Here is a 23,918-nt window from a genome sequence, read left to right as displayed (position 1 = left end):
GGCGTGCCCCATCAGACGGTTAAGCCTCTGTTTAGCCTCACGGCACATCCTTGCATCATCACAACAGCGATTCGCATGGGGTTGTGGCGCGCAGATCCTGTCAGCGCGACCAATCAGTGCGGTCTCGAGCAGGTATGCGGGGCGGTACCAAGATGCAGTGGCGCACGTTCATTTACCGAAATGCGGCGATGGCCGAGCTTGTCGTGCAGGCGAAAAAGGCGGCGCGCGGCTCGGCGAACATCCTCATCGAGGGCGCGCCGGGCACCGGCAAGGCCGCTCTCGCGCGCTTCATTCACGGCTGTGCCGAGGGGGCGGGAGAACTGACCTCGGTGTATTGCGCGGCCGGCGAGGATCCCGCGCAGGCGCTGGCGGCTCACGCGGAAACCGGGGGAACGCTCCTCCTTCACGATGTCGCAGAGCTAAGCGCTCCGGCTCAGGCAGAGCTGGCGATGGCGCTGCGCCGCAAGAGCCGCGCATGGATCATCGCCGCAAGCGCGCGCAGCCTGTCCGACGCCGTGGAGGCAGGGACTTTCCGCGCCGATGTTTACTATCGCCTGGCCGTCGTCACGCTTCAGGTGCCGCCGCTCGCAGAGCGGCCAGAGGACATCCCCGTGCTCGCCGCGCATTTCGCGAAGCGGTTCGCGCAGGCACACGGCATATCGCCACGCCCACTCGCAGCCGACGCCCGCGACAAGTTGGCGGGCTACGCGTGGCCGGGCAATGTACGCGAGCTTGAAAACGTGATGCAGCGGGCCGTGCTGTTCGCGGAGGGTGAGGCAATCCGAGCGGAGGATGTGAACCTGCTTGCGGCACCGGCCGGCGAGGGTGATCCGCTGTCCGCGGCACTGGTTGGCCGCACGGTCGCCGATGTCGAGCGCGAGTTGATCTTGCAGACATTGCGCCATTGCGGCGGCAACCGGACGCAAGCGGCGGAAATCCTCGGAATATCGGTACGCACGCTGCGCAACAAGATCCGGCAGTACCACGAGGAAGGCGCGGAAGTCCCCGCCTTCTCGCGCGCGGCCTAAGCGCGGTTATTCGATCGCTCCGCGCGCACGTAGCTCAGCCTGGTGCATATCGACGTCTTCGTCCTCGGCCTGCGCCACCTCTTCGTCCTCCAGCGGCGGCAGCTGCAATTCATCCTCGTCGGCGTCCGCCTGCTGCAAGCGCGGGTCCCACGGCGTTTCGCCGGCCACGGCGTCCTCGGAGAGGCGGCACTGCGAGGGCTCCAACAGCCACAATTCGACGCTGGTTTCCAGATCCTCGGCTAGCTCCTCGGGCAGGTCCAGATTGCGCGTCGCCACGACGGTGTTGTCGTTATGCGCGTAGAACTGCACCTGGAACACTTCCTCGCGCTCAGGCTGCAGCCGGAAAATGCTGATCAGAAACGGTCCGCCCGCCTCGGCAGCCGGCATCGTGAAGGTGTAGTCACCCTTCAGCGGCCCGGCTCCGGCGAACCAGCAGGTGCCAATCTGGCTGGCGAACTGTGTCCGCACAGCCTGCGGCGCGCCAAAAACCAACCGCTGCGCCTCCGAGGCTTGGTGAACCGGCATTCTTTCGGAATTCGTCGCGCAGCCCTGGGTGAGCAGCGCGGCAAACAAGACGAAACTGACGTTCAACCCACGCAAACGCCATACCCCCCATACCTGAAACGGAACTCTCCCCCTGCGCGAGCGACACTACGTCAGATGATGTCCGAAATGTGGGCCGAAGCACCCTGCTGAACCGCAGAGGTTATGACCGCCTGGAGGTGTGGCTCTGGCGCTACGCGTTGCTGCGGCCAGCGGCAGAACAGCTCGTTCCCCCGCGCACCCAGCGGGCGACGTCGGCGCGCAGCGTATTGGCCAGCTCGTCCTCCAGACGCCGATTGGTGCTGCGCACCAGTGACCCGCTGCCCTGCGGAGAAATCTTCACTTCGAAGGCGTAGGGGCCGTATTTGCGGCCCGGCACTTCCTTGTAGAGGTCAATTTCGGCTTCCCCGGTTTGCCCCGGCTTCGCCTCGGCGCGGAAGCCATGGCCGGGCAGACGGGGATCCTCAGGACCGAGCCAGCAACGACGGATTTGCCGCGCAAGGCGGACATAAACGTTGATCGGGGTGTCGTCGGCGACGATCGACCGGGGCGCGACCGCTTGGGCGGATAGGTCCATGTCGGGTAGCGCGGCGAGGAGGCCGCCGTCCTCGTCCGAGCGCTCTGTCCTCGGCTTGCGGCGGGCGGGTAGCGGCGGCGTGCCAGTCCTGGCACCATCCTTCGTAACCTGGGTGCCGGACAATGAGCCGGTTGTGACGTCCAACATCGAACTGGTCTGGGCGCAACCCGCGAGAATGGCCGCGCTCAGCGCGACAGCCGCCAACCGCTTCCCGATGCGTGATGTCTGCTCGTGCGACGGCACCGTACCTTTGCCCCATCTCTTTCAGCGTACCTGAAGCAATGGGTCAGGGCCGCCACGCTGTCAACGCGGCGCGCGTTCACGGGTGCAGTTTTACACCGGCTGATGCGAATCGAGCGCGCTCGCGGCTCAGTCGCGTTCCAAAGCCATATTGCCAGAGAAGCGATCGTCGCTACTACGGCGTGAGCGCAGGGCGTCGCGCGTGGCGAACATCTCGGCCGTCTGCAGCTCCGTCCGCGCCTGTTCCAGCCCGGCGCGCTCTTCCTCCAGCTTTGCATTCAGATCCCGGATCGACTCGAGCAGGTTGTCGCGCCGCTGCCGGGCGGCCTTGGCATAGATCGGATAGGCGAAATGGTTTGGGTCGGTGATGCCTGAGCGCTGCTCCTCGTAGCGAAGCTGCCGCTCCAGTTCGTCGGCTACGCGCGTGAAATCCTCGATCATGGCCTCGATGTCGGCCACCTTTTGTTGGCGCTCTTCCAGTTCGAACCGGCGCGAGCGGAAATTGCGCTGACGTGACGGCATTTTGATCCTCGTCCTGACTAGCGATACGCGGTGAGGTGTCAGTCCAGTTGCGGCATCCGCACGGGCCGCAGGTCTTTCGCAAAGAGCGTAGGCGCGGCGAATTAATCGCCGGTAAATCAACCCCCGTGACTCAGATGACACAGTTTCGCCATCAAATCTGGTGGCAGCGCGATGCAACCTAGGGCTGATCGGACGAATCGGCTAATGACAAGGGTGAAGCGCGGTTATTCACACCGAAGTGTTTCGTTCTCAACATCATGTTTGCGTCGAGACGCCGTCGCCATGTCGGCAGACAGGTGGCGTGCGCGCGCCTGCCCGCTCGTCTGATGCGCGGGGCTATACAACCTGGGATGGTGCGGCGACGGCGGCGGGCGTCGCTTTGACATAGGTTGCGCGTTAGCAACGGGCCGGCCGGAGAGGGCTGAGGCGAAGCATGTGACAGCGGCCTGCAGCGCGCCCGACGACGTGCTTCAGGGTCATTTGTATCAAGGGTTTGCGATTTGTGCTGGCGCAGCAATTTGCCCCGGCAAAGTGAGGTTTTGTTAACTTCGGGCTCTTATGGTTACTGCGGAGAGCTTAACCGATCGTGACAAAATGGCAACGCACCGCTAATACAACCGGCGCGGGCATCGCGGCAAAGAGGAATTGGGATGCGAGTTCTGCTGATCGAAGACGACAAGGCTCTGGCGCAAACGATCGAGCTAATGCTGATCTCCGAAGGATTGAGCTCGGACACGGTAGAAACCGGCGAGGAAGGGCTCGATTTCGTCAAGATTTATGACTACGATATCATTTTGCTGGACCTCGGCCTTCCGGATATGAGTGGCTACGACGTCCTTCGGAAACTGCGCAACAGCAAGAACAAGACCCCGATTCTTATCCTTTCCGGCATGGACGGCATTGAGGACAAGGTGAAGGGCCTCGGGTTCGGCGCCGACGACTATATGACCAAGCCGTTTCACAAAGACGAGCTAATTGCACGCATTAACGCTGTGGTCCGTCGCTCGAAGGGTCACGCCGAGTCCGTGATCAAGACCGGCGAACTGACGGTCAACCTGGAAACCAAGACGGTCGAGGTGAATGGCAAACGCGTCCCGCTGACCGGCAAGGAATACCAGATGCTGGAGCTGCTCAGCCTGCGCAAGGGTACGACGCTGACCAAGGAGATGTTCCTGAACCACCTTTATGGCGGCATCGACGAGCCGGAGGTGAAGATCATCGACGTGTTCACCTGCAAACTGCGCAAGAAGCTCGCGGCGGCGACGGGCGGCAAGCACTACATCGAGACGGTGTGGGGCCGCGGCTACGTGCTCCGTGACCCGGGTGACGAGAGCGCGGTCGCCTGAGGCACGGCATTGCTAATTCCGGATCAGCCCCATTGCCTCCAGTTTCAGTAAAAGCATATGCGCCGCCTCATCTGGCGACAGCTCCAGCGTATCGATCACGGCCTCGGGCGCTTCCGGCGCCTCATATGGATCATCAATGCCGGTAAAACCGGTGATCTTGCCTTGGCGCGCCAGCTTGTAGAGCCCCTTGCGATCGCGCTTCTCGCATTCCTCCAGCGGCGTTGCCACATGCACCTCCAGGAACCCGCCGAGCGGCTCGATCAGGTCGCGCACCTTGCGCCGGGTGGATGCATAAGGCGCGATCGGCGCGCAGATGGTGGAAGTCATAATGCACCGGCGGCTGGATGCCGATCACCCGCCCGCCGAGATAAACCTCGCCCGCTGTGTCGAACAGGTAGCGCACGCCGGGATGAGCGACATCGGTGGTGCCAAACACCGCCTGCGCCTCGCGCGTCTTGTCGGGGCGCCAGACCGACTCGACATCCATCAGCGCGAGAAGCACGCCCTCGGCGTCCCGCAACGCGATCCGCCCGGCGGCGCGGGCGCGATCGGCGAACTCGGCGCTCACATCGAGCGTCACCGGCATCGGCCAGAGCGCGCCGCTCTCCAGCCGCATGGTGTCACAGACGCTGTGATAATCAGCCTCGCGCAGGAAGCCGTCCAGCGGCGCAAAGCCGCCATTCATCAGCAGTTCGAGATCGCAGATCTGGCGCGCCGTCAGATCCCAGCTCGGCAGCTCCCCGGCCTCGCGCTTGAGGCCTTCAATTCGCTGCCGCTCCGCAAAAAGCTCCGCGTGCTCACGCTCTCCCGAAAATGGCGCTGCCGCCTTGTCTTGCCCCGATCCTTCTTGATACGCCATCACCCCGCCCGTCGCTGCAATAAACACTGCAATTTAATTTTTCGCGCAAAACCTAACCGGAATTGTGGCCACGACAAGACTTGATGTGAGCCAGAGCCGCGTCGATAAACCTGGTCTATCAAGGACTGGAATGGAGGCTTTCCAAAGCCGCACCAGCAGGCCGTGCCCAGGAGAAAGTGTTTGAGGGCTGTATGCCCCAACCATGGCCTTTGGAGGTTGCGGTAGCGGCAGCTTTTCTTGCGTACAACGCGGAGGGGCGCAAAATGACCAAAAAGCAGGCGCGCTGAACAACGGGATTGCAATTCCCTGCGCGTATGGGTTTTCTGCGCCGCGTCACATCCTAATTTCACAAGCGAAAGAGGCCGGCCGAGCGGCGCGCGCACCGCCCGGCGTGTATGAAGGATAACTGGCGTTGATCTCCGCCGATCTGAGCTCGATCGAGCCGTTCCTGTATCAGTATGGCGCGTTCACGGTGTTCGCCAGCGTGCTCCTGGAAAAGATCGGCGGGCCGACACCGGCGGAAACGCTTCTGGTCGTCGCGGCGTTGCTGTCGACGTCGCAGTCCTTCTGGGTCTGGCACGTCATTCTCGCGGGCTGGCTCGGCGGCGCGGCGGGCGGCATCATCGCCTATGTCATCGGGCGCTATGGCGGCTTGCCCGCGCTCAAGCGATACGGCCACCGTCTGCGGATCACTCCCGCCAGGATCGAGGAAACGCAGAGACGCCTGCGTGGCAACGGCATGAAGCTGGTGTTCTTCGCCCAGTTCTTCCCGTTCCTGCGCCAAATGAAAGGTGTCGCGGCCGGCGCAGCGGACATGTCCTGGCCCGCTTTTCTGATCGCCAATCTGCTGGGCAGCGGGCTGTGGGCGCTGGTCTGGGGCGGCGGTGCCTATGTGCTCGGTCAGCGGATCAGCGGGTTGCAGGCTTTCGTCAACGAGCACGCCCTCGTCATCTTGGCGGTGCCGTTCCTGCTCGCCCTGCTGGTCGCCGCGTGGGTTTACTGGCGCAGCCGGAGAGGCGCCAAGGCGTCGTAAGCCCGGACCCAATCTCGACAAAATGTCAGGCCAGTTATCGGATTCAGCGAGGAGTGCGAGAGATGACGATCTGGCGATATCTGGCTTCATTCGCGGCCATGGCCGTGCTGCTGGCGCCTGTGCCGGGGCAGGCCCATCCGCATGTCTGGGTGACAGTCGAGACCAAGGTGGTGTTCAACGACGCCGGCGCGATCACTGGCTTCCGGCACAAATGGGTCTTCGATGAGTATTATACCGCCTTCGCTCTGCAAGGCATGGATGCAAACGGCGACGGCGAATACAGCGCGGCGGAGCTTGAACCTCTGGCCCGCACGAACATCGAGAGCCTGGGCGATTTCGACTACTTCACCTTTGCCGAACTGGGCGAGCAGAAGCTGTTGCGGAACGATCCGGTCGACTACGACCTCGTCTATGACGGCACACTGCTGACGCTGCACTTCACACTGCCGCTGGCCGAGCCGGTGCCGCCGGAAAAGGCCGGCCAGTTCAGCTTCTCTGTGTACGACCCGACCTTTTTCGTGTCCTTCAGCCTCGCGGACGAGCAACCGGTCACACTCGCGGGCAACGTCCCAGCGGGCTGCACCACCGAGATCGGCGAGGCTCCGGCAGCATCGACCACAACGCAGACTCTTGGCGAAGCGTTCTTCGATTCGCTTGACCCGGCGCAAGACTGGGGCGCGCAATTCGCCCAGGACGTCGCGCTGCGTTGCAAGCCGGCATCATAGCCGCGAAATGCAAGTGGTAGCGGAGCCGTGCGGCGGCGCCACCGAGAAAAGTTAAGGAACGGCCAACTGCCTCCCATCGTTTTGACACCAGTGTCTTGCGTGCATCCCGAGGGGGTTGGATGTGGGGCGCCTGAAAAAACCTCGAAAATGGAGGACAAGAATGTACGGGAAAAGCTTAATCGCCGCACTTGCCGTTGCGACCATCGGACTGGCGGGTCTTGGCGGCCTCGCCGTCGCTCAGGACGAGAACGGTGAGGAGTCTAGTTATGGCCGGGGAATGGGCTATGGCATGGGGCCCGGCATGATGGGACGTGGCATGATGATGCATCACGGAATGACCCCTGGAATGATGGGCCGCGGCATGATGGGCCAGGGAATGTGGCCCGGCATGATGGGCCGCGGCTGGGGCATGATGCACGGCATGGGGCCCGGCGCGCGCATGCGTTTCAAGGAGATGGCCGACGCCGATGAGGATGGCCGCGTCTCGGAAGAAGAGGCCGCAAACTTCTGGAAACAGCAGGTGCAAAAATTTGACGCGGATGGCGACGGCAATCTGTCGCTGCAGGAATTCGCCGAAATGCATGCGGCACACACGCGGCCGATGATGGTGGACCGTTTTCAGTTCTTCGATGATGACGGCGATGCCACGGTGACCCTGTCGGAATTGCAGGCGCCGTTCGAGCGCATGAACCGGTTCATGGGCCGCAATGATGGTCGCGGCATGAGAGGTCGCGGCATGATGCGGCGCGGTATGCACCAAGGCATGGGTCGGGGCATGGGCCGTGGCTATGGGCCGGGCCAACAGGAGCGGACCGAGTAAAGCGCGCGCGGCGGGTGGGCCATCCGCCCGCCGCCTGACAATCCGCAGGTGAAGGCAGACGGGGGTGCTTTCATGACTGGGTGGACGAAATGGGCACTGACAGCCCTGGCGCTGATCACACTGCTTGTTGGCGCGTTCACCTCCGAAACGGCAGCGTCTCTTGACACCACCGTTGTCGCGCAGGCCGACGGCGCGCAGAATCCGTTCGGCACGCGCACGCCGCCGAGCGCCGCGCCCGCGCCGGGGAGCGAACCCGGCCCTTTCGGTCGTTTCTGGAACTGGATCCAGCAGACACAGCAACAGCTCTATCGCGAACTTGCCGGCGGCGTGCGTACACTGAAGGAGGAGCGCGCATTTTCCGCCGGTTTGGCTCTCGTCCTGCTCAGTTTCTTCTACGGCGTGGTTCACGCGATCGGACCAGGCCACGGGAAGGCCGTGATATCGTCCTACGCGCTTGCGAACGAGCGCACGGCGCGGCGCGGGATCATCCTGGCCTTCGGCTCGTCGTTCGTGCAGGCGCTGTCGGCCATCGTCCTCGTCGGCGTGATGGCGATCCTCCTGAACGCAGCAGGGCTCAGCATCCGTGAGCGGGTGGGTGAGTTGGAGACGCTCAGCTATGCGCTGGTTGCAGTCGTCGGCGCGGTGATGCTCGTCGCCGCGGTACGGCGCATCTTGCGGCGGCGCACGCACGCCGACCGGCACGACCACGCGCATGACGACGAATGCTGCGGCCACGCCCACATGCCCGACCCAAGCACGCTGCAAGGCACATGGTCCTGGCGCAGCGCAGCGGCGATCATGCTGGCGGTCGGCGTTCGGCCCTGCACCGGGGCGATCGTCGTCTTGGTCTTCGCGCTGACACAGGGCCTGTTCTGGGCCGGCATTCTGTCCACCTTCGCCATGTCGCTCGGCACGGCGATCACCGTTTCCGTGCTCGCGGCGGCTGCCGTGGGCTCGCGGGAACTGGCCGCGCGCGCCGGAGGGACTGGCTCTTTGTGGGCCGAGCGCGTGCAGACCGTCGCGGCGTTGGGCGGGGGCTTTGTGGTCATGATGCTGGGGGTGGTGCTGTTTGCCGCCTCCCTTGGTCCGGCCCGCCCGTTCTAAGCCTTCGCGCCTTGCGTCTCGCGGCGCGCACCGTGCATGATGCCGCCAGCATCAACAGCGCAGCAGACCCGGCATGAGCGACCCCGCCCCATCTCTCTCCGGCCTCAGGGCCGTCGCCTTTGACGCGTACGGCACACTGTTCGACGTGCACGCGCCAATGGCCCGGCTCGCTGGCGAGATCGGGCCTAACGCCGCGCTCGTCTCGGAACTTTGGCGCCAAAAGCAGCTTCAATACACCTGGCTGCGCAGCCTGATGCGCGACTACGCGAACTTCTGGCAGGTCACGTGCGATGCGCTGGACTACGCGCTGGAGGCGCACGGTATCGCCACTCCCGAGCTACGCGACAAGCTCTTGGCGCTCTACCGCGACCTCGACACCTATGACGACGCCGCGTCCGCTCTTTCCGCGCTGCGCGAGCGCGGCATCGCCACGGCGATCCTGTCCAATGGGGCGCCAGATATGCTGCAGCAGGCGGTGGCACACGCTGGTTTTCCAGACCTGCTCGACCATGTCATTTCCGTCGATACGGTGGGCATCTACAAACCCGATCCGCGAACCTATCAGCTCGCCGTCGACGCCTTCGACCTGCCACGCGAGCAGATCGGTTTCGTATCGGCCAACGGCTGGGACGTCGCTGGAGCCGCCCACTTTGGCCTGGCCGTCTGCCACCTGAACCGGTTCTCCCAGCCCCCCGAGCACTTGCCTGCCAAGCCCTTAGCTGTCATTAACTCTCTGTCCGACTTCCAGGACCTTCTGGCCCCGGCCGCGTAAAGGCCAGCCTGCAAAAGGCCCACGCGGCCGAACTGTGTGTGGAGGAACTTAGGAGAGCTTTGATGGATCGTCGTTCGTTTCTGAAGACTACCGGCGTCGCCGCCGGCGCGACCGCCGCCTCCGCGGTTGCCGCGCCCGCTATCGCCCAGGGCGTCAAGGAACTCAAGCTCGTGATGGCTTGGCCGAAGGGTTTCCCCGGTCTTGGCACCGCGCCCGAACGCTTTGCCCGGCGCTTCGAGGCCGCCACGGAAGGCCGCTACAAGATTCGCATCTATGGCGGCGGCGAACTTGTGCCGGCGCTCAAGGGTCTGGACGCCGTCCAGGAGGGCACGGCGGATATGTACCACTCCGCCGAATACTACTACCAGGGCAAGACCCCGGCCTTCTCGTTCTTCGCGGCCGTGCCGTTCGGTTTCCGTCCGGACGAGATGGATGCCTGGATCCATCACGGCGGCGGTCAGGAACTCTGGGACGAGCTTTCCGCCGACTTCAACGTCAAGCCGTTCCTTTGCGGCAACACCGGCTCGCAGATGGCAGGTTGGTTCAACAAGGAGATCACCTCGGCCGAGGACTTCAAGGGCCTGAAGATGCGCATTCCGGGCCTTGGTGGCGACGTGATCCGCGCCCTGGGCGGCTCGCCGGTGACCCTGGCCGGAGCGGAAATCCTGCCAGCCCTGCAGTCCGGCACGATCGACGCGACCGAATGGGTCGGCCCCTATAACGATCTGGCCTTCGGCTTCTACAAGGTGGTGAAGAACTACTACTATCCGGGCTTCCACGAACCGGGCGCGGCGCTCGGCCTTGGCGTGAACCGCCAGCTTTACGAAAGCATGTCGGACGCGGACAAGGCGGCACTGCAGGCGTGCGCCGTGGCGGAAAACAACATCGACCTCGCCGAGTTCAACGCCAAGAACGCCCAGGCGCTGAACACGCTCGTCAACGAGCACGGCGTCAACCTGCACGAGATGCCCGACGAGGTCTTCGTCCAGGCCAGCAAGGCCGCGAAAGACGTACTGGCTGACGCGGCGAACGCCGATGCGATCACCAAGAAGGTCTATGACAGCTATTCCGCCTTCCGGAAGATCGCCCTGGAGTGGTCGAAGCTGTCTGACCAGTCCTACATGCAGAAGCGTGCGCTGGCCGAAGGCTAAGCGCGACGACACGCGGGCGGTACGTTTACAACGTGCCGCTCGTCCGTGGGTCTGAACTCTAGGCAGAAACGGACGGACGGGCTCCGTCCCAGCCGTGCGACAAGGCGCGCCCCAGATGCAGACGCTTTACCGTATCGCCAACGCCATCGACGCGCTGAACACCCGGGTCGGCAACGTTATCGCCTGGGCGGCATTCCTCATGGTGCTGATCCAGTTCGGCGTCGTGATCCTGCGCTACGTCTTCGCCTTCTCGAACACGGCGCTGTCGGAGTCGATCTGGTATTTGCACGGCCTGCTGTTCATGATCGGCGCGGGCTACACACTGCTCTATGACGGCCATGTGCGGGTCGACGTGTTCTACCGCGAGGCCAGCCAGCGATATAAGGCTTGGGTCGATCTGCTCGGATCGGTCGTGTTCATCATCCCGCTTTGCATCCTCACCATCTGGCTGTCCTGGGGCTATGTCATCAATGCGTGGCGGGTGCTCGAAGGCTCGACCGAACTGGCGGGTCTCCCGCTGATCTTCCTGTACAAGACGGTGATCTGGGTCTTCGCCGCGTTTGTCGGGCTGCAGGCGCTGTCCACGGGCATCAAGGCGTTCCTGTTTCTCATGGGACGATGGCCGCGCTATTCCCCCGGCCCGATGAGCTGGGACCAGCCAGGCGCGGCAGAACAGTCATGATAGCGTAGGAGGCCCCGGCGACATGAGCTTCCTGCTCGACCCTGAAGTCCTCTGTCTCATCATGTTCCTCACCACGGTGGGGCTGCTGCTGACCGGTTTCCCGGTCGCATTCGTCCTTGCGGGCACCTCCGCCGCCTTCGCCTTCATAGGTTATGCGCTGGGCGTCTTCGATCTTGGGTTCCTGAGCGCCTTTCCGCAGCGCATCTTCCAGACCATGAGCAGCGAGGTGCTGGTCGCGGTGCCGCTGTTCGTCTTCATGGGCGTAATGCTGGAGCGATCGAAGGTCGCCGAGGAACTTCTGGACAACATGGGCCGTATGTTCGGCTCGCTGCCAGGCGGGCTGGCTTTCTCCGTGTGCGTGGTCGGCGCGCTCCTGGCGGCCTCCACGGGCATCGTCGGCGCAACCGTCGTGACGATGGGCCTGATCTCGCTACCGACCATGCTGCGCCGCGGCTACAGCCGGTCCTTCTCCTGCGGCACCATCGCAGCCTCCGGCACGCTGGGACAGGTCATCCCGCCCTCGATCGTGCTGGTGCTGCTGGGCGATCAGCTTTCCTCGGCCTATCAGCAGGCGCAGTTCGACATGGGCATCTTCGCCCCGGACACGGTGTCCGTTAATGACCTGTTCGCCGGCGCGCTGCTGCCCGGCCTCCTGCTGGTGGGCATGTACATGCTCTATCAGCTCGTGCTGACCTGGCTCCGCCCCGAACTCGCGCCGGCCGTGCAGATGGCGGACAGCGGGCGTACCCCGCGCGAACAACTCGTGCATCTGGCGGGTGTGCTGTTCGCGCCGATCATCCTGATTGTCGCCGTCCTGGGCTCCATCCTTGGCGGACTGGCCTCGCCCACGGAGGCGGCAGGGGTCGGCGCGGTCGGGGCAATGATGCTGGCTGGCTACAAGCTGCTGCCGTCGCGCTCCGGCCTGCTCATCGCGGGCGGGGTGAGCCTCGTCATCCTGCTAGTGATGAGCGCGTCGTTCGATTTGCGGCTGCAGCGCGACGTGATCCCGCAGCAGGAGATGATCGCGATCATCGTCGCCATGCTGCTCACGGCAGTGCTGTTCGCCGGCGTTGCGCTGGCCGCGTGGCGTGCCTACCAGACCCGCGACGAAAACGGGGAGCGCGTGCTGCTACTGGTCATGCGTTCGACCATGACGATCTCGTCGATGGTTTTCATCATCCTCGTCGGCGCAGGCATGTTTTCACTGGTGTTTCGCGGCTTCGGCGGCGACGAGTGGATCGAGGAGTTTCTGTCCAGCCTGCCTGGCGGCGCGGTTGGTGCGGTGCTTCTGGTCATGCTGACGATGTTTGTCATGGGCTTCTTCCTCGACTTCCTGGAGATCATCTTCATCGTCGTGCCCATCGTCGCGCCGATCCTGCTGCAGATGGAGATCGCTCCGGGCGAGCCGATCAACCCGGTCTGGCTCGGCGTAATGATGGCGATCAACCTGCAGACCTCGTTCCTGACACCACCCTTCGGCTTCGCGCTGTTCTACCTGCGCGGCGTGGCCCCGCCGGAGGTACGCACGATCGAGATCTACAAGGGCATCATCCCCTTTGTGATCATCCAGCTCCTCGCCCTGATCGTGCTGTGGTACACGCCCGAGATTGCCACGTGGCTCCCGGTTGCGCTGTACGGTCAGTAGGCTGAAAACAGCCTGTGGCGGGCTGTTTCACGAAACGCCCGCTGCGTAAAACAGTGTTTTCCGCCAGGCGTTGCGAGTGGCAACCGTTCATTGACGCAACGGGCGCCGCATCATCATTTCTGATATGTATCCTCGCTAATCTGTCCGGCGCCACAGGCGCTAACAGAGTCACACGCTCACGAGCGAAGGGAGACAGCACCATGTCACTGCAACTCGGCGATATCGCCCCCGACTTCGAAGCCGAAACAACCGAAGGCCGCATCCGCTTCCATGAATGGCTCGGCGATTCCTGGGGCATCCTGTTCTCGCACCCCAAGGACTTCACACCCGTCTGCACGACCGAACTTGGTACGATGGCCGGCCTCAAGCCGGAGTTCGACAAGCGCAACACGAAAATCATCGGGCTGAGCGTCGACCCGGTCGACCGCCACAAGGAGTGGGACCAGGACATCAAGAAGGTGACCGGCCATTCGGTGAACTATCCGATGATCGGCGATACCGACCTGTCGGTTTCCAAGGCCTACGGAATGCTGCCGGCCGACACGGGCGACACCGCGGAGGGCCGCACGCCGGTGGACAACCAGACGGTGCGCAACGTGTTCATCATCGGGCCCGACAAGCGAATCAAGCTGATCCTCGTCTACCCGATGAGCACCGGGCGCAACTTCAACGAGATCCTGCGGATTCTGGACTCTCTGCAGCTCACCTCCGAGCATCAGGTGTCCACCCCGGCAGACTGGCATCAGGGCGAGGAAGTCATAATTGCCCCGTCGGTGCCGGATGAGGAAGCGAAGAAGAAGTATCCGGAAGGCTGGAAGGAAGAGACGCCGTATTTGCGTCTTGTGCCGCAGCCGAAGTAACGCGCCGCGACAGGCGCATGAGAGCCGCCCGCCTCCCGCGCGGGCGGCTTCTTCATGAAAGTCCGAGATCCTCGCGAATCTGCTTCAGGACGTCGCGGAACATCTCGTCAGTCAACCGGCCAGTGTTCGTGTTGTAGCGCGAGCAGTGATAGCTGTCGTAGACGACCAGCCCGTCCGGCATCTCGTGGCGCGCGCCGTGTGAGAACGGAAAGTCCGCCTGTTTCTGATCCCGCGCCGATATCACCGAGTCATGGGCGATACGACCGAGCGCGAGGACCGCACGCAACTCCGGCAGATGAGCCATGCGCCCACGGAGGAATTGCCGGCACGCCTTGATCTCGGCGCCAGTAGGCTTGTTCTCTGGCGGCACACAGCGCACCGCATTGGTAATCATGCAGGATTTCAGGCGCAGACTGTCTTCAGGGTCGGCCTCGTACTCGCCCTTGGCCATACCAGTCTCCAGCAGCGTCTGATACAGGAGTTCCCCGGCGTAGTCGCCGGTGAAGGGCCGCCCTGTTCGGTTGGCGCCCTGCAGCCCCGGCGCCAGCCCCACGACCAGAAGTTGGGCGTCCTCAGGACCGAAGGAGGGGACCGGCGCATTGAACCACTCGGGGTGTTCCGCACGGTTGTCCTGGCGGTACGCGACCAGCCGCTCGCATATTTGGCAGTCACGCGGCGGCTCCGGCGTCAGGTCATCTGCCACCGCCTACCCGGTGCGCTCAGAGCTTGTGCGAACCTTCGGGCGCGGTGTCGATCTCGTCGTCGTCCTCATCGTCATAGAACTCCGGTTCCGCCTGGGGCGCGGGCGGCCGCCGGTCACGGCCGTTCGAGACGCGGCAGATGTCCTTCTCCAATTCCCGCAGATCAATAAACTGGTCCGCCTGGCGGCGCAACTCGTCGGCGATCATCGGCGGCTGGGTGGCGAGCGTCGACACCACGCTCACGCGGCGACCCTTCTGCTGCAGCGCCTCGACGAGGCTGCGGAAGTCGCCGTCCCCGGAGAACAGGACGATGTGGTCGAGATAACTGGACAACTCCATGGCATCGACAGTCAGCTCGATGTCCATGTTGCCCTTGATCTTGCGCCGTCCGCTCGGATCGGTAAATTCCTTGATCGGCTTGGTGACCATCGTATAGCCGTTGTAATCCAGCCAGTCGATGAGGGGCCGGATGGAGGAATATTCCTGGTCCTCCGCAAGCGCGGTGTAATAGAGGGCGCGCACGAGGTAGCACTTCGAGCGAAACAGCGCGAGCAGGCGCTTGTAGTCGATGTCGAAACCGAGCGCACGCGCGGCGGCATAGAGATTGGCGCCGTCAATGAACAGCGCAGCGCGCTCATGCGGGTAGAAATTCATCGTTTGACCTCGTCAATAAGGAAACCGCCGCAAGCCCGCTTATGACTTGCGAAAATGGCGGTCGTCATGTCGGTTTAGGCTGCAAATGGGGCCGCCACAGGGTTTTGCAATCGAAACGCGCAGAGAATCGTGCCGAATCATGAGGATCGTGCTTGGGCTTGGCGCAAATGTGAACAGCGTCTGGGGCGCGCCTTCTCAGACCATTCGACACTTCCTCAATTTATTTGGGGTGAACGGGATTTGCGTTGAAGCCCGGTCACCGCTTTATGAAAGCGCGCCGCTTGGCATTCAGGAGCAGGCCGATTTCGTAAACGCGGTCGTGGTCGCGCGCACAGGCATGCCGCCCGAGGCTTTACTCAGAACGCTCAAGCAACTGGAGCAAACGGCCGGGCGGCGCAAGACGCGGCGCTGGGGGCCACGCCCGCTGGATATCGACATTCTGGACTATGCCGGACGCGTCATCAACTGGCCCGGTCCGTTTTTTCAGACACTACGTCACGAAGCGAGGGCGCAGGCCGGCATTCATCTGTCGCCCGCTGAGCGTACCCGCGCGCGGGCAGCACTGGTCGCGCCGCATCCCCAGCTTCATCTTCGCCCCTTCGTGCTGCAACCTCTGATGGATGTGCTGCCGCGCTGGCATCACCCTGTCACGGGCGAGTCCGTCGGACAACTGCTCACAGGGCTGCCACGCGTTTCCGCCGAGGGCCATATTCAACGTTTGCTGGCGGACGCGGCTTGACTTGCAGCCACTGAATGCGTTTGTTCTGCAGATGAGGAGATCCGATCCGCGCGAGGGCCCGCCTCTTGTAACGCGATCGGTTTCATCTTACGCTCCCCGGCTTACAGAGGAGAACACGACGCATGGCCCGCGTTACTGTTGAAGACTGCATCGACAAGGTCCCCAACCGCTTCGAACTGATCCTGCTGTCCGCGCACCGCGCACGCGCGATCTCCGCCGGCGCCCCGATCACTGTCGAGCGCGACAACGACAAGAACCCGGTCGTCGCGCTGCGCGAAATCGCCGATGAGACGCTGTCGCCGGATGACCTGAAGGAAGACTTCATCCACTCCATGCAGCGCTATGTAGAGGTGGACGAGCCGGAAGGCGAAGCTGGCCCGACGATCGGCGGCGAGGAGACGACGCCGGCGCTGACCCGCGATGACATGGCAAACGACACCGAGATCGACCCGCTCTCAGAGGAGGAGCTGCTCCGTGGCCTTGAGGGGGGAACCATCGGCGGCGGCGCGCCGAGCGGGCGGTCGCGCTGACGATCGCAAAGATCCGCGACCACTGCGGACGAGGCAACGGCGCGCGGGCGGTTTGCTTGCGCGCCTTTTTCATGCCGCGCCGGAAGAGCGAACCCGGCGGCCATATCTGAGGGCATAAGCCATGCGGCAATATGAGCTTGTCGAACGCGTCATGCGGTATGACCCGAACGCGGACGAGGCTATGCTCAACCGCGCCTACATCTACGCCATGCGCGCGCATGGCAACCAGCGCCGCGCCTCGGGCGATCCCTACATCTCGCATCCGCTGGAAGTCGCTGCGGTGCTGGCGGACCTCAAGCTCGACGACGCCACCATCGCCGCCGCGCTTCTGCATGACACGATCGAGGACACGCAGGCCACCAAGGACGAGATCCAGGACCTGTTCGGCGAGGAAATCGCCGATCTCGTCGACGGTCTCACCAAGCTGCGCAAGCTCGATCTGGCCAGCAAGCGCGTCGAGCAGGCGGAGAATTTCCGCAAGCTGCTGCTGGCCATTTCCAGCGATATCCGCGTGCTGCTCATCAAGCTCGCCGACCGCCTGCACAACATGCGCACGCTGGAGCACGTCAAGCCGCACAAGCGCAAGCAGATCGCGGCGGAGACTATGGAGATTTACGCGCCGCTGGCCGGGCGCATGGGCATTCAGGAGATCAAGGACGAACTGTCCGATCTGGCCTTCTATTACCTCAACCCGAACGCCTACAAGACGGTCGTTTCGCGGCTGCAGACGCTACGCCAGCGCAACGAAGGGCTGATCGAGGACATCCGTTCAGAGCTTGAGGAACGGCTCACCGCCGAAGGCATCAGGGCGGAAGTCTACGGCCGCGAGAAGAAGCCCTATTCCATCTGGCGGAAGATGGAGAACAAGCAGATTTCGCTGGAGCAACTGTCTGACATATACGGCTTCCGCGTCATCACCGAGGATGTGCCGGACTGTTACCGCGTGCTCGGCTGCATCCATACGAAGTGGCGGGTCGTGCCCGGGCGTTTCAAGGACTACATCTCGACGCCGAAACAGAATGATTATCAGTCGATCCACACCACGATCGTCGGCCCGCAGCGCCAGCGCGTCGAGCTGCAAATCCGTACCCGGTGGATGCACAATGTTGCGGAATACGGCGTCGCCGCACATTCGCTTTACAAGGACGCGCCGGAGAAGTTGAACGGGCAGGCACGCCGGCCGCTGAGCGAAGAGAGCGCGCCCTATCAGTGGCTGCGCAAGCTGGTGGACAACTTGCTGGAGGGCGACAACCCGGAGGAGTTTCTGGAGCATACCAAGCTGGAGCTGTTCCAGGACCAGGTGTACTGCTTTACGCCCAAGGGTCGCTTGATCGCGCTGCCGCGCGGCGCCAACGCCATCGACTTCGCCTACGCGGTGCACACCGACATCGGCAACCGCTGCGTCGGCGCCAAGATCAACGGCCGACATATGCCGCTGGTCACGCAGCTCAAGAACGGCGACGAAGTCGATATCATTACCTCCGACGCCCAGACGCCGCCGCCGGCATGGGAGCGGATCGCCGTAACCGGCAAGGCACGCTCGGCCATCCGCCGCGCCACACGCGACGCCGTGCGCAAGCAGTACTGCGATCTGGGGCGCCAAATCCTGCGCAACGCCTTCGAGAACGTCGGGGTGGAATTCGACGAGGACGCGCTGGCGAATGGCCTGCACCGTCTCGCGCAGACCTCAACGGCGGATGTGCTGGCGGCGGTGGGCCGCGGCGAGTTGACCTCTTCCGAGGTGCTTAAAGCCGTACACCCAGGCCGCGAATGGACCGAGACGCCCAAGCGCAAGGCGATCCGGCGAGACGACGAAGGCTGGTTCAATCTCGGCTGGGTGCGCCACGTCAAATTCCGGCTGCTCGGCGGGCAGCAGTCCTCACCGCGAGAGCTTGTCGACGGCATGCCCATCCGCGGCGCGCAGGCGGGGGAGCCGATCCGCTTCGCGCCGGGTGGTGCGGTCCCGGGCGACCGCATCGTCGGCATTCTCGAGGACGACAAGACCATCACGATCTATCCGATCCATTCGTCCAAGCTGACCGAGTATGACGACCAGCTTGACCGCTGGATCGACGTCACCTGGGACATCGAGGAAGGCTCGAGGGCGCGCTTCCCGGTCGATATCACCGTGAACGCCATCAACGCGCCCGGCACACTGGCGCAAATCGCACAGCTCATCGGAGAATCCGGCAGCAACATCGACCGTATCGAGATGACCAACCGGCAGGTCGACTACACCCAGATGCACATCACGCTGGAGGTCTACGACCTGAAGCATCTGAACGACATCCTTTCCGGCTTGCGCGGCCTGAAGGTCGTCAGCAATGCTGAGCGGGCACCCTCCTGAGAACGAACAGACGCGGCCCATGAGCAGAGACGAGATTCTGGCGATCCTAAAGGACAGCGGCGCGCTGCGCACAGGGCATTTTATCCTCACCTCCGGTCTGCACAGTGACACCTACGTGCAGTGCGCCCAGGTACTCCAGTATCCCTGGCGGGCCGAGACGCTTTGCGCGGCGCTGGCCGAAAAGGTCCGCGCGCAGGCTACGGAGATCGACATGGTCGTTTCTCCGGCGATGGGCGGGGTGATCGTCGGCTACGAAATGGGCCGGCAGCTCGGTGTGCCGGCGGTATTCTTCGAGCGCGTGGACGGCGTATTCACCTTGCGCCGCGACTTTACGATCCCCGCGGGTGCCCGGTGTCTGATGGTCGAGGATGTCGTGACCACAGGGCTGTCGTCGCGCGAGTGCATGGCTGCCGCGCGCGCTGAAGGCGGTGATGTGGCCGCCGAGGCCTGCCTTGTCGACCGCTCCGGCGGACGCGCCGAACTGGGCGTGCCGCTCGTCTCACTCCTCGAACTGGACGCTCCGGCATACGATCCCGACGCGCTGCCGCCGCATTTGCGCGATATCCCCGCCGTCAAGCCGGGTAGCCGGAAACTGGGTGCGGCGTAGGCGCAACAGCCGCCAAACGATATTCAGCGCAGGAGCAGCCTAGCGTTTCGCGTGCAGGGCGGGCGCGATACAACCGAGGCCAATGAGGCGGTTGCAGGTTTCGGCGTAGCTGTGTTGCGTCCGACACAGTTGTCACCACAGCGCGCTTGCCTATATCCGCAAAGCAAATCATTTTTGCACCCGGCCAACATGCACCATGCGGCCGCTTGAGGTGGAGTTCAGGACGCAATGCTTTTTCGTCGCCGTGAGCGGCCGTCCTTTCTGGAAATGTTGCGGATCGCCGTTTGGCCGCGCCGATCATTCGCGCGATCGGTGAGATACGTGTTCTATCGGCTCTGGCGGCTGTCCGGCTCGCCCCACGCGATCGCCGTGGGCTGCGCGGCTGGCGTGTTCATCGGCTTCACACCGCTTTACGGTTTCCAGTTCGTGCTGGCGGCTCTGCTCGCATGGGTGCTTGGCGGCAGCATCGTCGCCGCGGCGCTCGGCACCTTCGTCGCCAACCCGATCAGCTTCCCGGTGATCTGGTATTCCACTTACAAGCTCGGCTGCGTCATGCTGACCGGCAATGTCCTAGGCTCCTGCGGCACTCTGCCGGAAGGTCTCGCCGGCTGGGGCAGCGCCGTGTTCGAGCGGCTGATGGATTTCTCCATGGAGGCGGCGTTGCTGGTTTTCGAAGGCATATGGCCGGTCATCAAGCCGATGGCGCTCGGCTCATTGCCAATCGGTGCATTGGCGGCCAGTGTGTCCTATATTGCTGTACGTCAAATGGTGGAACTGCGCCAACGGCGGCGGCGCGAGCGTATTGGTGCGCGTTCCGGCACCTCTTTAGCGGACACGCTGGGGCTACCGTCGGGTTCAAGTACCCAAAGCGTCTGAGTTTGCGAGCGAATGAGCATCCGAAGCGACATCCGTCTCGGCGTCAACATTGACCACGTGGCCACGATCCGGAACGCGCGCGGCGGCGTTCACCCGGACCCGGTGCGCGCGGCGCGGCTCGCCGCAGAGGCCGGTGCGGACGGCATCACGGCGCATCTCCGCGAGGATCGCCGGCATATCTGCGACGATGACATTGCGCGGCTGAAGTGCGAGACCGATCTGCCGCTCAACCTGGAGATGGCCGCGACGAACGAGATGCGCGATATCGCGCTGCGCCATCTGCCCCATGCGTGCTGCCTTGTGCCGGAGCGGCGCGCAGAGTTGACGACAGAGGGCGGGCTCGATGTGGCGACCCAACGCACGGCACTGGAGCCGGTGGTCGATTCACTGCGCCAGGCCGGCATCCGCGTTTCGCTATTCATTGACGCCGATCCCCACCAGATCGAGGCGGCGAGTACGCTGGGGGCCCCGGTCGTAGAACTGCACACCGGCGCGTACTGCGACGCGGCGATCAAGAGCGACCAACGCGCGCGCGACGCCGAACTGGAGCGCCTGCGCGAAGGTGCGCGGATGGCGGACACGTCGGGACTGGAGGTCCATGCCGGCCACGGCCTGACCTTCGATACGGTCGCCCCGATTGCCGAAATTCCCGAGATCGTCGAGTTTAACATCGGTCACTTCCTTATCGGGGAGGCGATATTCTCGGGCCTCGACTCCGCCGTCCGGCGGATGCGCGCGCTGATGCAGAAAGCCCGCGCGGGGGCGACCGGCAGCCTCAGCGCTTGAAACCGGCATGATTCTTGGACTTGGCAACGACATCATCGACATTCGGCGCATCGAGGCGACGCTCGATCGCTACGGCGAGCGCTTCATCAACCGCATCTTCACAGATATCGAGCGGCGGAAATCCGACCGTCGGCGGCTGCGCGCGGAGTCCTATGCAAAACGCTTCGCGGCCAAGGAGGCCTGCGCCAAGGCGCTCGGCACTGGCTTTCGCAATGGCGTGTTCTGGCGCGATATGGGCGTGGTCAACCTGCCATCCGGGCGACCGACAATGAAACTCACCGGCGGCGCCGCCCGCCAACTCGAAAGCCTCGTGCCGGAGGGCTACGAGCCGCGCATCGACCTCACCATCACCGACGACTATCCCCAGGCTCAGGCGGTGGTCATCATCTCCGCTGTGCCAGCCGGGCACACGTTAAGATCGTAACGGTCGCGCTTTACCGCTCGAGCGCAAGAAGAGCGGCCTCACGATCGCGTGAACACGAGACAGGCGCCAGATAAGCCGCGCATTTTCAACCGATTCTGCTTGTCGCAACGCCTGAAATCCTGCATATTACGCGCATCGGGCGGCATTCTCGACCCGGTGGATGAACTGAGCCTAACCCCGCGCTCGCGCGGGGCGCTGTAAAGTCTCTCCCCGTTTCCAGACGTGCCGGCCAAGTTTTTCTGGCGTGGCACGCGCCGCGTCATTCGAGTGTCGTGGGGACCAGGAGAGACGTCATGCAGCAAACCGGCACGGTCAAATTTTTCAACCAGACCAAGGGCTACGGCTTTATCACGCCTGACGAGGGCGGAAAGGACGTGTTCGTCCATATTTCCGCCGTGGAGCGGTCGGGCCTGCCCGCGCTCGACGAAGGTATGCGCGTGAGCTTCGAGACCGAACCGGATCCGCGCGGCAAGGGCCCGAAGGCGGTTAATCTGGCGATGTCGGCCTGAGCGGCCGACCCCGGCGGCCGGGCTATCCCTCGCCGGCCGCCCCCCACAGCGCGTAGAAGTGGTTGAGCGGCCCCGCGCCCTGGCCGACGCTGAGCTTGTCGGCTTCCAACAGGGCGCTGGTGAGGTACATCTTCGCCTCCCGCACCGCTTCGTGCAGCCTGAAGCCGCGCGCCAGAAGCGCAGCGATCGCGGATGACAGCGTGCAGCCGGTGCCGTGGACATTCTTCGTCGCCACGCGCAGCGCGGTGAAGCGGGCGAAGTCCTGGCCGTCGAACAGGATGTCCAGCGCCTCGTCGCCCGTGCCATGGCCGCCCTTGATGAGCACGGCCTTCGGCCCAAGCGCCGCCAGCGCCTCGGCCTGATCACGCATCGCCGCCTCTTCTTCCGCGCGGTCCCGGCCCAGTAGCCGCGCGGCTTCCGGCAGGTTCGGTGTCAGCACATCTGCGAGCGGAAGAAGCCGCGATTTCAGCACGGCCTCCGCGCCGGCTTCCAGCAGCGGATCGCCGCTTGCCGCCACCATTACCGGATCGAGCACGATCGGGACGCCCGACACGCGCTCCAATGCTGACGCCACCGCCTCGATCGCCTCTGCATTACCGATCATCCCGATCTTGACCGCCGCAATCTGCAGGTCTTCGAAAACCGCGGCAATCTGGGCCGTGATGAATTCCGGCGGCACCTGATGCACCGCGCGCACGCCTTGCGTGTTCTGCGCCGTCACCGCCGTGATCGCCGACGCGCCATAAGTGCGCAGCGCCGCGAAGGTCTTGAGATCCGCCTGAATGCCGGCGCCGCCTCCAGAGTCCGAACCGGCGATCGTCAACACGTTGGGTATCGTCATTGTGCGTTCCGTTTCTTCTCGGCTGTGTGCCCCGTCACCAGTTGCGCACCGCCGGCGTCTCCACCAGCAGTCCCATCCCGCGCCACGCGAGATACAGTTCAAGATTGACATATGGATCAGCGCCCAGCGGCAATGGCTCGGCACCGACGCGCTTGTTGCAGCGCTGGAACTGCCGGTGCAACGGTTCGACGCGCTCCGTGGCGATCTTGTAGGCCGGGAAGCCGTTGCTGTGCCCCTGGCTCAGCGTCGCGGCGTCGAGCTTCTTACCCGCCTTCCGCTCGTGGCACGCCGCGCAGGACAGGCCGCGCTCCCCGCGCGGGCTGTAGTAGTAGTCCCGCCCCTGTTCGAAGAACGGTTTGGCTTGCCCGTCTGTCTTCACGCGCACCGGCATCCCGCGGGACTGTGCGCTTACATAGGTGGTCATGGCGACCAGAGCACTGGAGCCCTGCGGCCAGGGTTTGGCTTTCATGTTGAGCGTCCGGCACAAATTGATCCGCTCGGAAAGCGTGATCGGCCGGCTCTCGGGCGGATAGAATTTCGGATAGCGCGCGCCAACGCCGTGCATCGCCTTTTCCGCAACGTTGTGGCAGTCGGCGCAGGACTTGCCCGCCTCGCCGTCGACCTGAGACCAGAGCCTGCGACCGTAATTGCGCCAGAGCGTGCCGGGATTCTTGATATCCTCGTTCTGGATTTCCCGCACGTATTCAGGCTGGTAGCGATAGCCGGAAAAAAGTTCGGGCAGCGGGTGCCCCGCAGGCGGCTGAACCGGCTGGGCCAACTGGGCCTTTTGCGCCAGGGCAGCAAGCGGAAGGACGACGGCCAGCATCAGCGTTAGTGCGAAGCGGGAACCACGCCTCGCCGCGCTCCTACGGCGTGCCGTCGCACACAAGTATGTCGGCCGGTTGCTCATCGGCTCCAGAATGCACGATTTCCGCGCACTGAGAAACAGATTGGCCGTGCAGGCCGGCACATGCGCCGGCGAACGGACGCCGCGTGA

At 63.8% G+C, this 23,918-nt stretch carries 27 protein-coding genes and 1 pseudogene; 19 read left to right on the top strand and 9 right to left on the bottom strand.

Going from position 1 to position 23,918, the window contains the following annotated elements; genetic code table 11:
* Window positions 1–134: 134 nt before the first annotated feature.
* Window positions 135–1,028 (top strand): AAA-type ATPase lid domain-containing protein, encoded by an 894-nt coding sequence (locus tag BXY53_RS03005; RefSeq protein WP_119060440.1) that lies wholly within the window; start codon window positions 135–137, stop codon window positions 1,026–1,028.
* Between the two features lie 6 nt (window positions 1,029–1,034).
* Here the strand turns inward: BXY53_RS03005 and BXY53_RS03000 are convergent, their stop codons facing one another.
* The 3 genes from BXY53_RS03000 to BXY53_RS02990 form a co-directional block, all read right to left on the bottom strand.
* Window positions 1,035–1,601 (bottom strand): hypothetical protein, encoded by a 567-nt coding sequence (locus BXY53_RS03000; RefSeq protein ID WP_147361481.1) that lies wholly within the window; start codon window positions 1,599–1,601, stop codon window positions 1,035–1,037.
* A gap of 163 nt (window positions 1,602–1,764) precedes the next feature.
* Window positions 1,765–2,295, bottom strand: coding sequence for a hypothetical protein (locus BXY53_RS02995; protein WP_147361480.1), 531 nt, complete (start codon window positions 2,293–2,295; stop codon window positions 1,765–1,767).
* A 222-nt stretch (window positions 2,296–2,517) separates the two neighbouring features.
* The gene (locus BXY53_RS02990) at window positions 2,518–2,910 is read right to left on the bottom strand and encodes a flagellar export protein FliJ (protein WP_119060437.1); all 393 of its coding nucleotides are present in this window, start codon (window positions 2,908–2,910) and stop codon (window positions 2,518–2,520) included.
* Between the two features lie 650 nt (window positions 2,911–3,560).
* Between BXY53_RS02990 and ctrA the strand changes: the two genes are divergently transcribed.
* Complete coding sequence (ctrA, locus tag BXY53_RS02985; RefSeq protein WP_119060436.1) at window positions 3,561–4,256, top strand: response regulator transcription factor CtrA; 696 nt, start codon at window positions 3,561–3,563, stop codon at window positions 4,254–4,256.
* A 12-nt stretch (window positions 4,257–4,268) separates the two neighbouring features.
* On the opposite strand, the gene BXY53_RS14210 is transcribed toward ctrA, so the two are convergent.
* Both BXY53_RS14210 and BXY53_RS14400 read right to left on the bottom strand, forming a co-directional pair.
* The gene (locus BXY53_RS14210) at window positions 4,269–4,583 is read right to left on the bottom strand and encodes an adenylyl-sulfate kinase (protein ID WP_210209129.1); all 315 of its coding nucleotides are present in this window, start codon (window positions 4,581–4,583) and stop codon (window positions 4,269–4,271) included.
* A gap of 73 nt (window positions 4,584–4,656) precedes the next feature.
* Window positions 4,657–5,115, bottom strand: a pseudogene (locus tag BXY53_RS14400) (hypothetical protein); the annotation flags it as partial.
* A 412-nt stretch (window positions 5,116–5,527) separates the two neighbouring features.
* On the opposite strand from BXY53_RS14400, the gene BXY53_RS02975 reads away from it, so the two are divergent.
* The 9 genes from BXY53_RS02975 (at window position 5,528) to BXY53_RS02935 (ending at window position 13,907) form a co-directional block, all read left to right on the top strand.
* Window positions 5,528–6,148, top strand: coding sequence for a DedA family protein (locus BXY53_RS02975; protein WP_170144317.1), 621 nt, complete (start codon window positions 5,528–5,530; stop codon window positions 6,146–6,148).
* Between the two features lie 62 nt (window positions 6,149–6,210).
* Complete coding sequence (locus BXY53_RS02970; RefSeq protein WP_245410336.1) at window positions 6,211–6,873, top strand: DUF1007 family protein; 663 nt, start codon at window positions 6,211–6,213, stop codon at window positions 6,871–6,873.
* 121 nt (window positions 6,874–6,994) lie between these two features.
* Window positions 6,995–7,693 carry an EF-hand domain-containing protein gene (locus BXY53_RS02965; RefSeq protein WP_210209128.1) on the top strand — a complete coding sequence of 233 codons (699 nt, stop codon included), beginning with the start codon at window positions 6,995–6,997 and terminating at the stop codon, window positions 7,691–7,693.
* Window positions 7,694–7,765: 72 nt separating this feature from the next.
* On the top strand, window positions 7,766–8,797 hold the full coding sequence (locus BXY53_RS02960; protein WP_119060434.1) for a nickel/cobalt transporter: 1,032 nt from the start codon (window positions 7,766–7,768) through the stop codon (window positions 8,795–8,797).
* A 73-nt stretch (window positions 8,798–8,870) separates the two neighbouring features.
* Window positions 8,871–9,569 carry a haloacid dehalogenase type II gene (locus BXY53_RS02955; RefSeq protein WP_119060433.1) on the top strand — a complete coding sequence of 233 codons (699 nt, stop codon included), beginning with the start codon at window positions 8,871–8,873 and terminating at the stop codon, window positions 9,567–9,569.
* A gap of 62 nt (window positions 9,570–9,631) precedes the next feature.
* The gene (locus tag BXY53_RS02950) at window positions 9,632–10,720 is read left to right on the top strand and encodes a TRAP transporter substrate-binding protein (protein WP_119060432.1); all 1,089 of its coding nucleotides are present in this window, start codon (window positions 9,632–9,634) and stop codon (window positions 10,718–10,720) included.
* Between the two features lie 115 nt (window positions 10,721–10,835).
* Window positions 10,836–11,402 carry a TRAP transporter small permease subunit gene (locus tag BXY53_RS02945; protein ID WP_119060431.1) on the top strand — a complete coding sequence of 189 codons (567 nt, stop codon included), beginning with the start codon at window positions 10,836–10,838 and terminating at the stop codon, window positions 11,400–11,402.
* A 22-nt stretch (window positions 11,403–11,424) separates the two neighbouring features.
* Complete coding sequence (locus tag BXY53_RS02940) at window positions 11,425–13,047, top strand: TRAP transporter large permease (RefSeq protein WP_119060430.1); 1,623 nt, start codon at window positions 11,425–11,427, stop codon at window positions 13,045–13,047.
* Between the two features lie 200 nt (window positions 13,048–13,247).
* Window positions 13,248–13,907 carry a peroxiredoxin gene (locus BXY53_RS02935; RefSeq protein ID WP_119060429.1) on the top strand — a complete coding sequence of 220 codons (660 nt, stop codon included), beginning with the start codon at window positions 13,248–13,250 and terminating at the stop codon, window positions 13,905–13,907.
* A 52-nt stretch (window positions 13,908–13,959) separates the two neighbouring features.
* On the opposite strand, the gene BXY53_RS02930 is transcribed toward BXY53_RS02935, so the two are convergent.
* A complete protein-coding gene (locus BXY53_RS02930; RefSeq protein ID WP_119060428.1) occupies window positions 13,960–14,610 on the bottom strand; it encodes a uracil-DNA glycosylase in 651 nt (216 codons plus the stop codon).
* Window positions 14,611–14,626: 16 nt separating this feature from the next.
* Window positions 14,627–15,262 carry a LabA-like NYN domain-containing protein gene (locus tag BXY53_RS02925; RefSeq protein WP_119060427.1) on the bottom strand — a complete coding sequence of 212 codons (636 nt, stop codon included), beginning with the start codon at window positions 15,260–15,262 and terminating at the stop codon, window positions 14,627–14,629.
* Window positions 15,263–15,401: 139 nt separating this feature from the next.
* Between BXY53_RS02925 and folK the strand changes: the two genes are divergently transcribed.
* The 8 genes from folK to BXY53_RS02885 all read left to right on the top strand — a co-directional run bounded on the left by folK (window position 15,402) and on the right by BXY53_RS02885 (window position 22,080).
* The gene (gene folK, locus BXY53_RS02920; RefSeq protein ID WP_170144316.1) at window positions 15,402–16,001 is read left to right on the top strand and encodes a 2-amino-4-hydroxy-6-hydroxymethyldihydropteridine diphosphokinase; all 600 of its coding nucleotides are present in this window, start codon (window positions 15,402–15,404) and stop codon (window positions 15,999–16,001) included.
* Between the two features lie 122 nt (window positions 16,002–16,123).
* Window positions 16,124–16,531: a DNA-directed RNA polymerase subunit omega gene (gene rpoZ / locus BXY53_RS02915; protein ID WP_119060425.1), complete on the top strand. Its 408-nt coding sequence runs from the start codon at window positions 16,124–16,126 to the stop codon at window positions 16,529–16,531.
* Window positions 16,532–16,652: 121 nt separating this feature from the next.
* Entirely contained in the window at window positions 16,653–18,878 is a 2,226-nt protein-coding gene (locus BXY53_RS02910) for a RelA/SpoT family protein (protein WP_119060424.1), read from the top strand.
* A gap of 19 nt (window positions 18,879–18,897) precedes the next feature.
* Entirely contained in the window at window positions 18,898–19,485 is a 588-nt protein-coding gene (gene pyrE, locus BXY53_RS02905) for an orotate phosphoribosyltransferase (RefSeq protein ID WP_119061729.1), read from the top strand.
* A 312-nt stretch (window positions 19,486–19,797) separates the two neighbouring features.
* Window positions 19,798–20,361, top strand: coding sequence for a DUF2062 domain-containing protein (locus tag BXY53_RS02900; RefSeq protein WP_170144315.1), 564 nt, complete (start codon window positions 19,798–19,800; stop codon window positions 20,359–20,361).
* 12 nt (window positions 20,362–20,373) lie between these two features.
* Window positions 20,374–21,147, top strand: a complete 774-nt coding sequence (locus BXY53_RS02895; RefSeq protein ID WP_119060422.1) for a pyridoxine 5'-phosphate synthase — start codon at window positions 20,374–20,376, stop codon at window positions 21,145–21,147.
* A gap of 7 nt (window positions 21,148–21,154) precedes the next feature.
* A complete protein-coding gene (gene acpS, locus BXY53_RS02890) occupies window positions 21,155–21,571 on the top strand; it encodes a holo-ACP synthase (RefSeq protein ID WP_119060421.1) in 417 nt (138 codons plus the stop codon).
* 293 nt (window positions 21,572–21,864) lie between these two features.
* Window positions 21,865–22,080 carry a cold-shock protein gene (locus BXY53_RS02885; protein WP_119060420.1) on the top strand — a complete coding sequence of 72 codons (216 nt, stop codon included), beginning with the start codon at window positions 21,865–21,867 and terminating at the stop codon, window positions 22,078–22,080.
* Window positions 22,081–22,102: 22 nt separating this feature from the next.
* On the opposite strand, the gene thiD is transcribed toward BXY53_RS02885, so the two are convergent.
* Together thiD and soxA are read right to left on the bottom strand one after the other, a co-directional pair.
* Entirely contained in the window at window positions 22,103–22,921 is an 819-nt protein-coding gene (gene thiD / locus BXY53_RS02880) for a bifunctional hydroxymethylpyrimidine kinase/phosphomethylpyrimidine kinase (RefSeq protein WP_119060419.1), read from the bottom strand.
* A 34-nt stretch (window positions 22,922–22,955) separates the two neighbouring features.
* Entirely contained in the window at window positions 22,956–23,747 is a 792-nt protein-coding gene (gene soxA / locus BXY53_RS02875) for a sulfur oxidation c-type cytochrome SoxA (RefSeq protein WP_170144314.1), read from the bottom strand.
* Window positions 23,748–23,918: the final 171 nt, after the last annotated feature.

This window comes from Dichotomicrobium thermohalophilum, assembly GCF_003550175.1.
GTDB lineage: Bacteria > Pseudomonadota > Alphaproteobacteria > Rhizobiales > Rhodomicrobiaceae > Dichotomicrobium > Dichotomicrobium thermohalophilum.
Note: the sequence above shows the minus strand (reverse complement) of the source record. Positions and strands in the feature narration are given on the sequence as shown.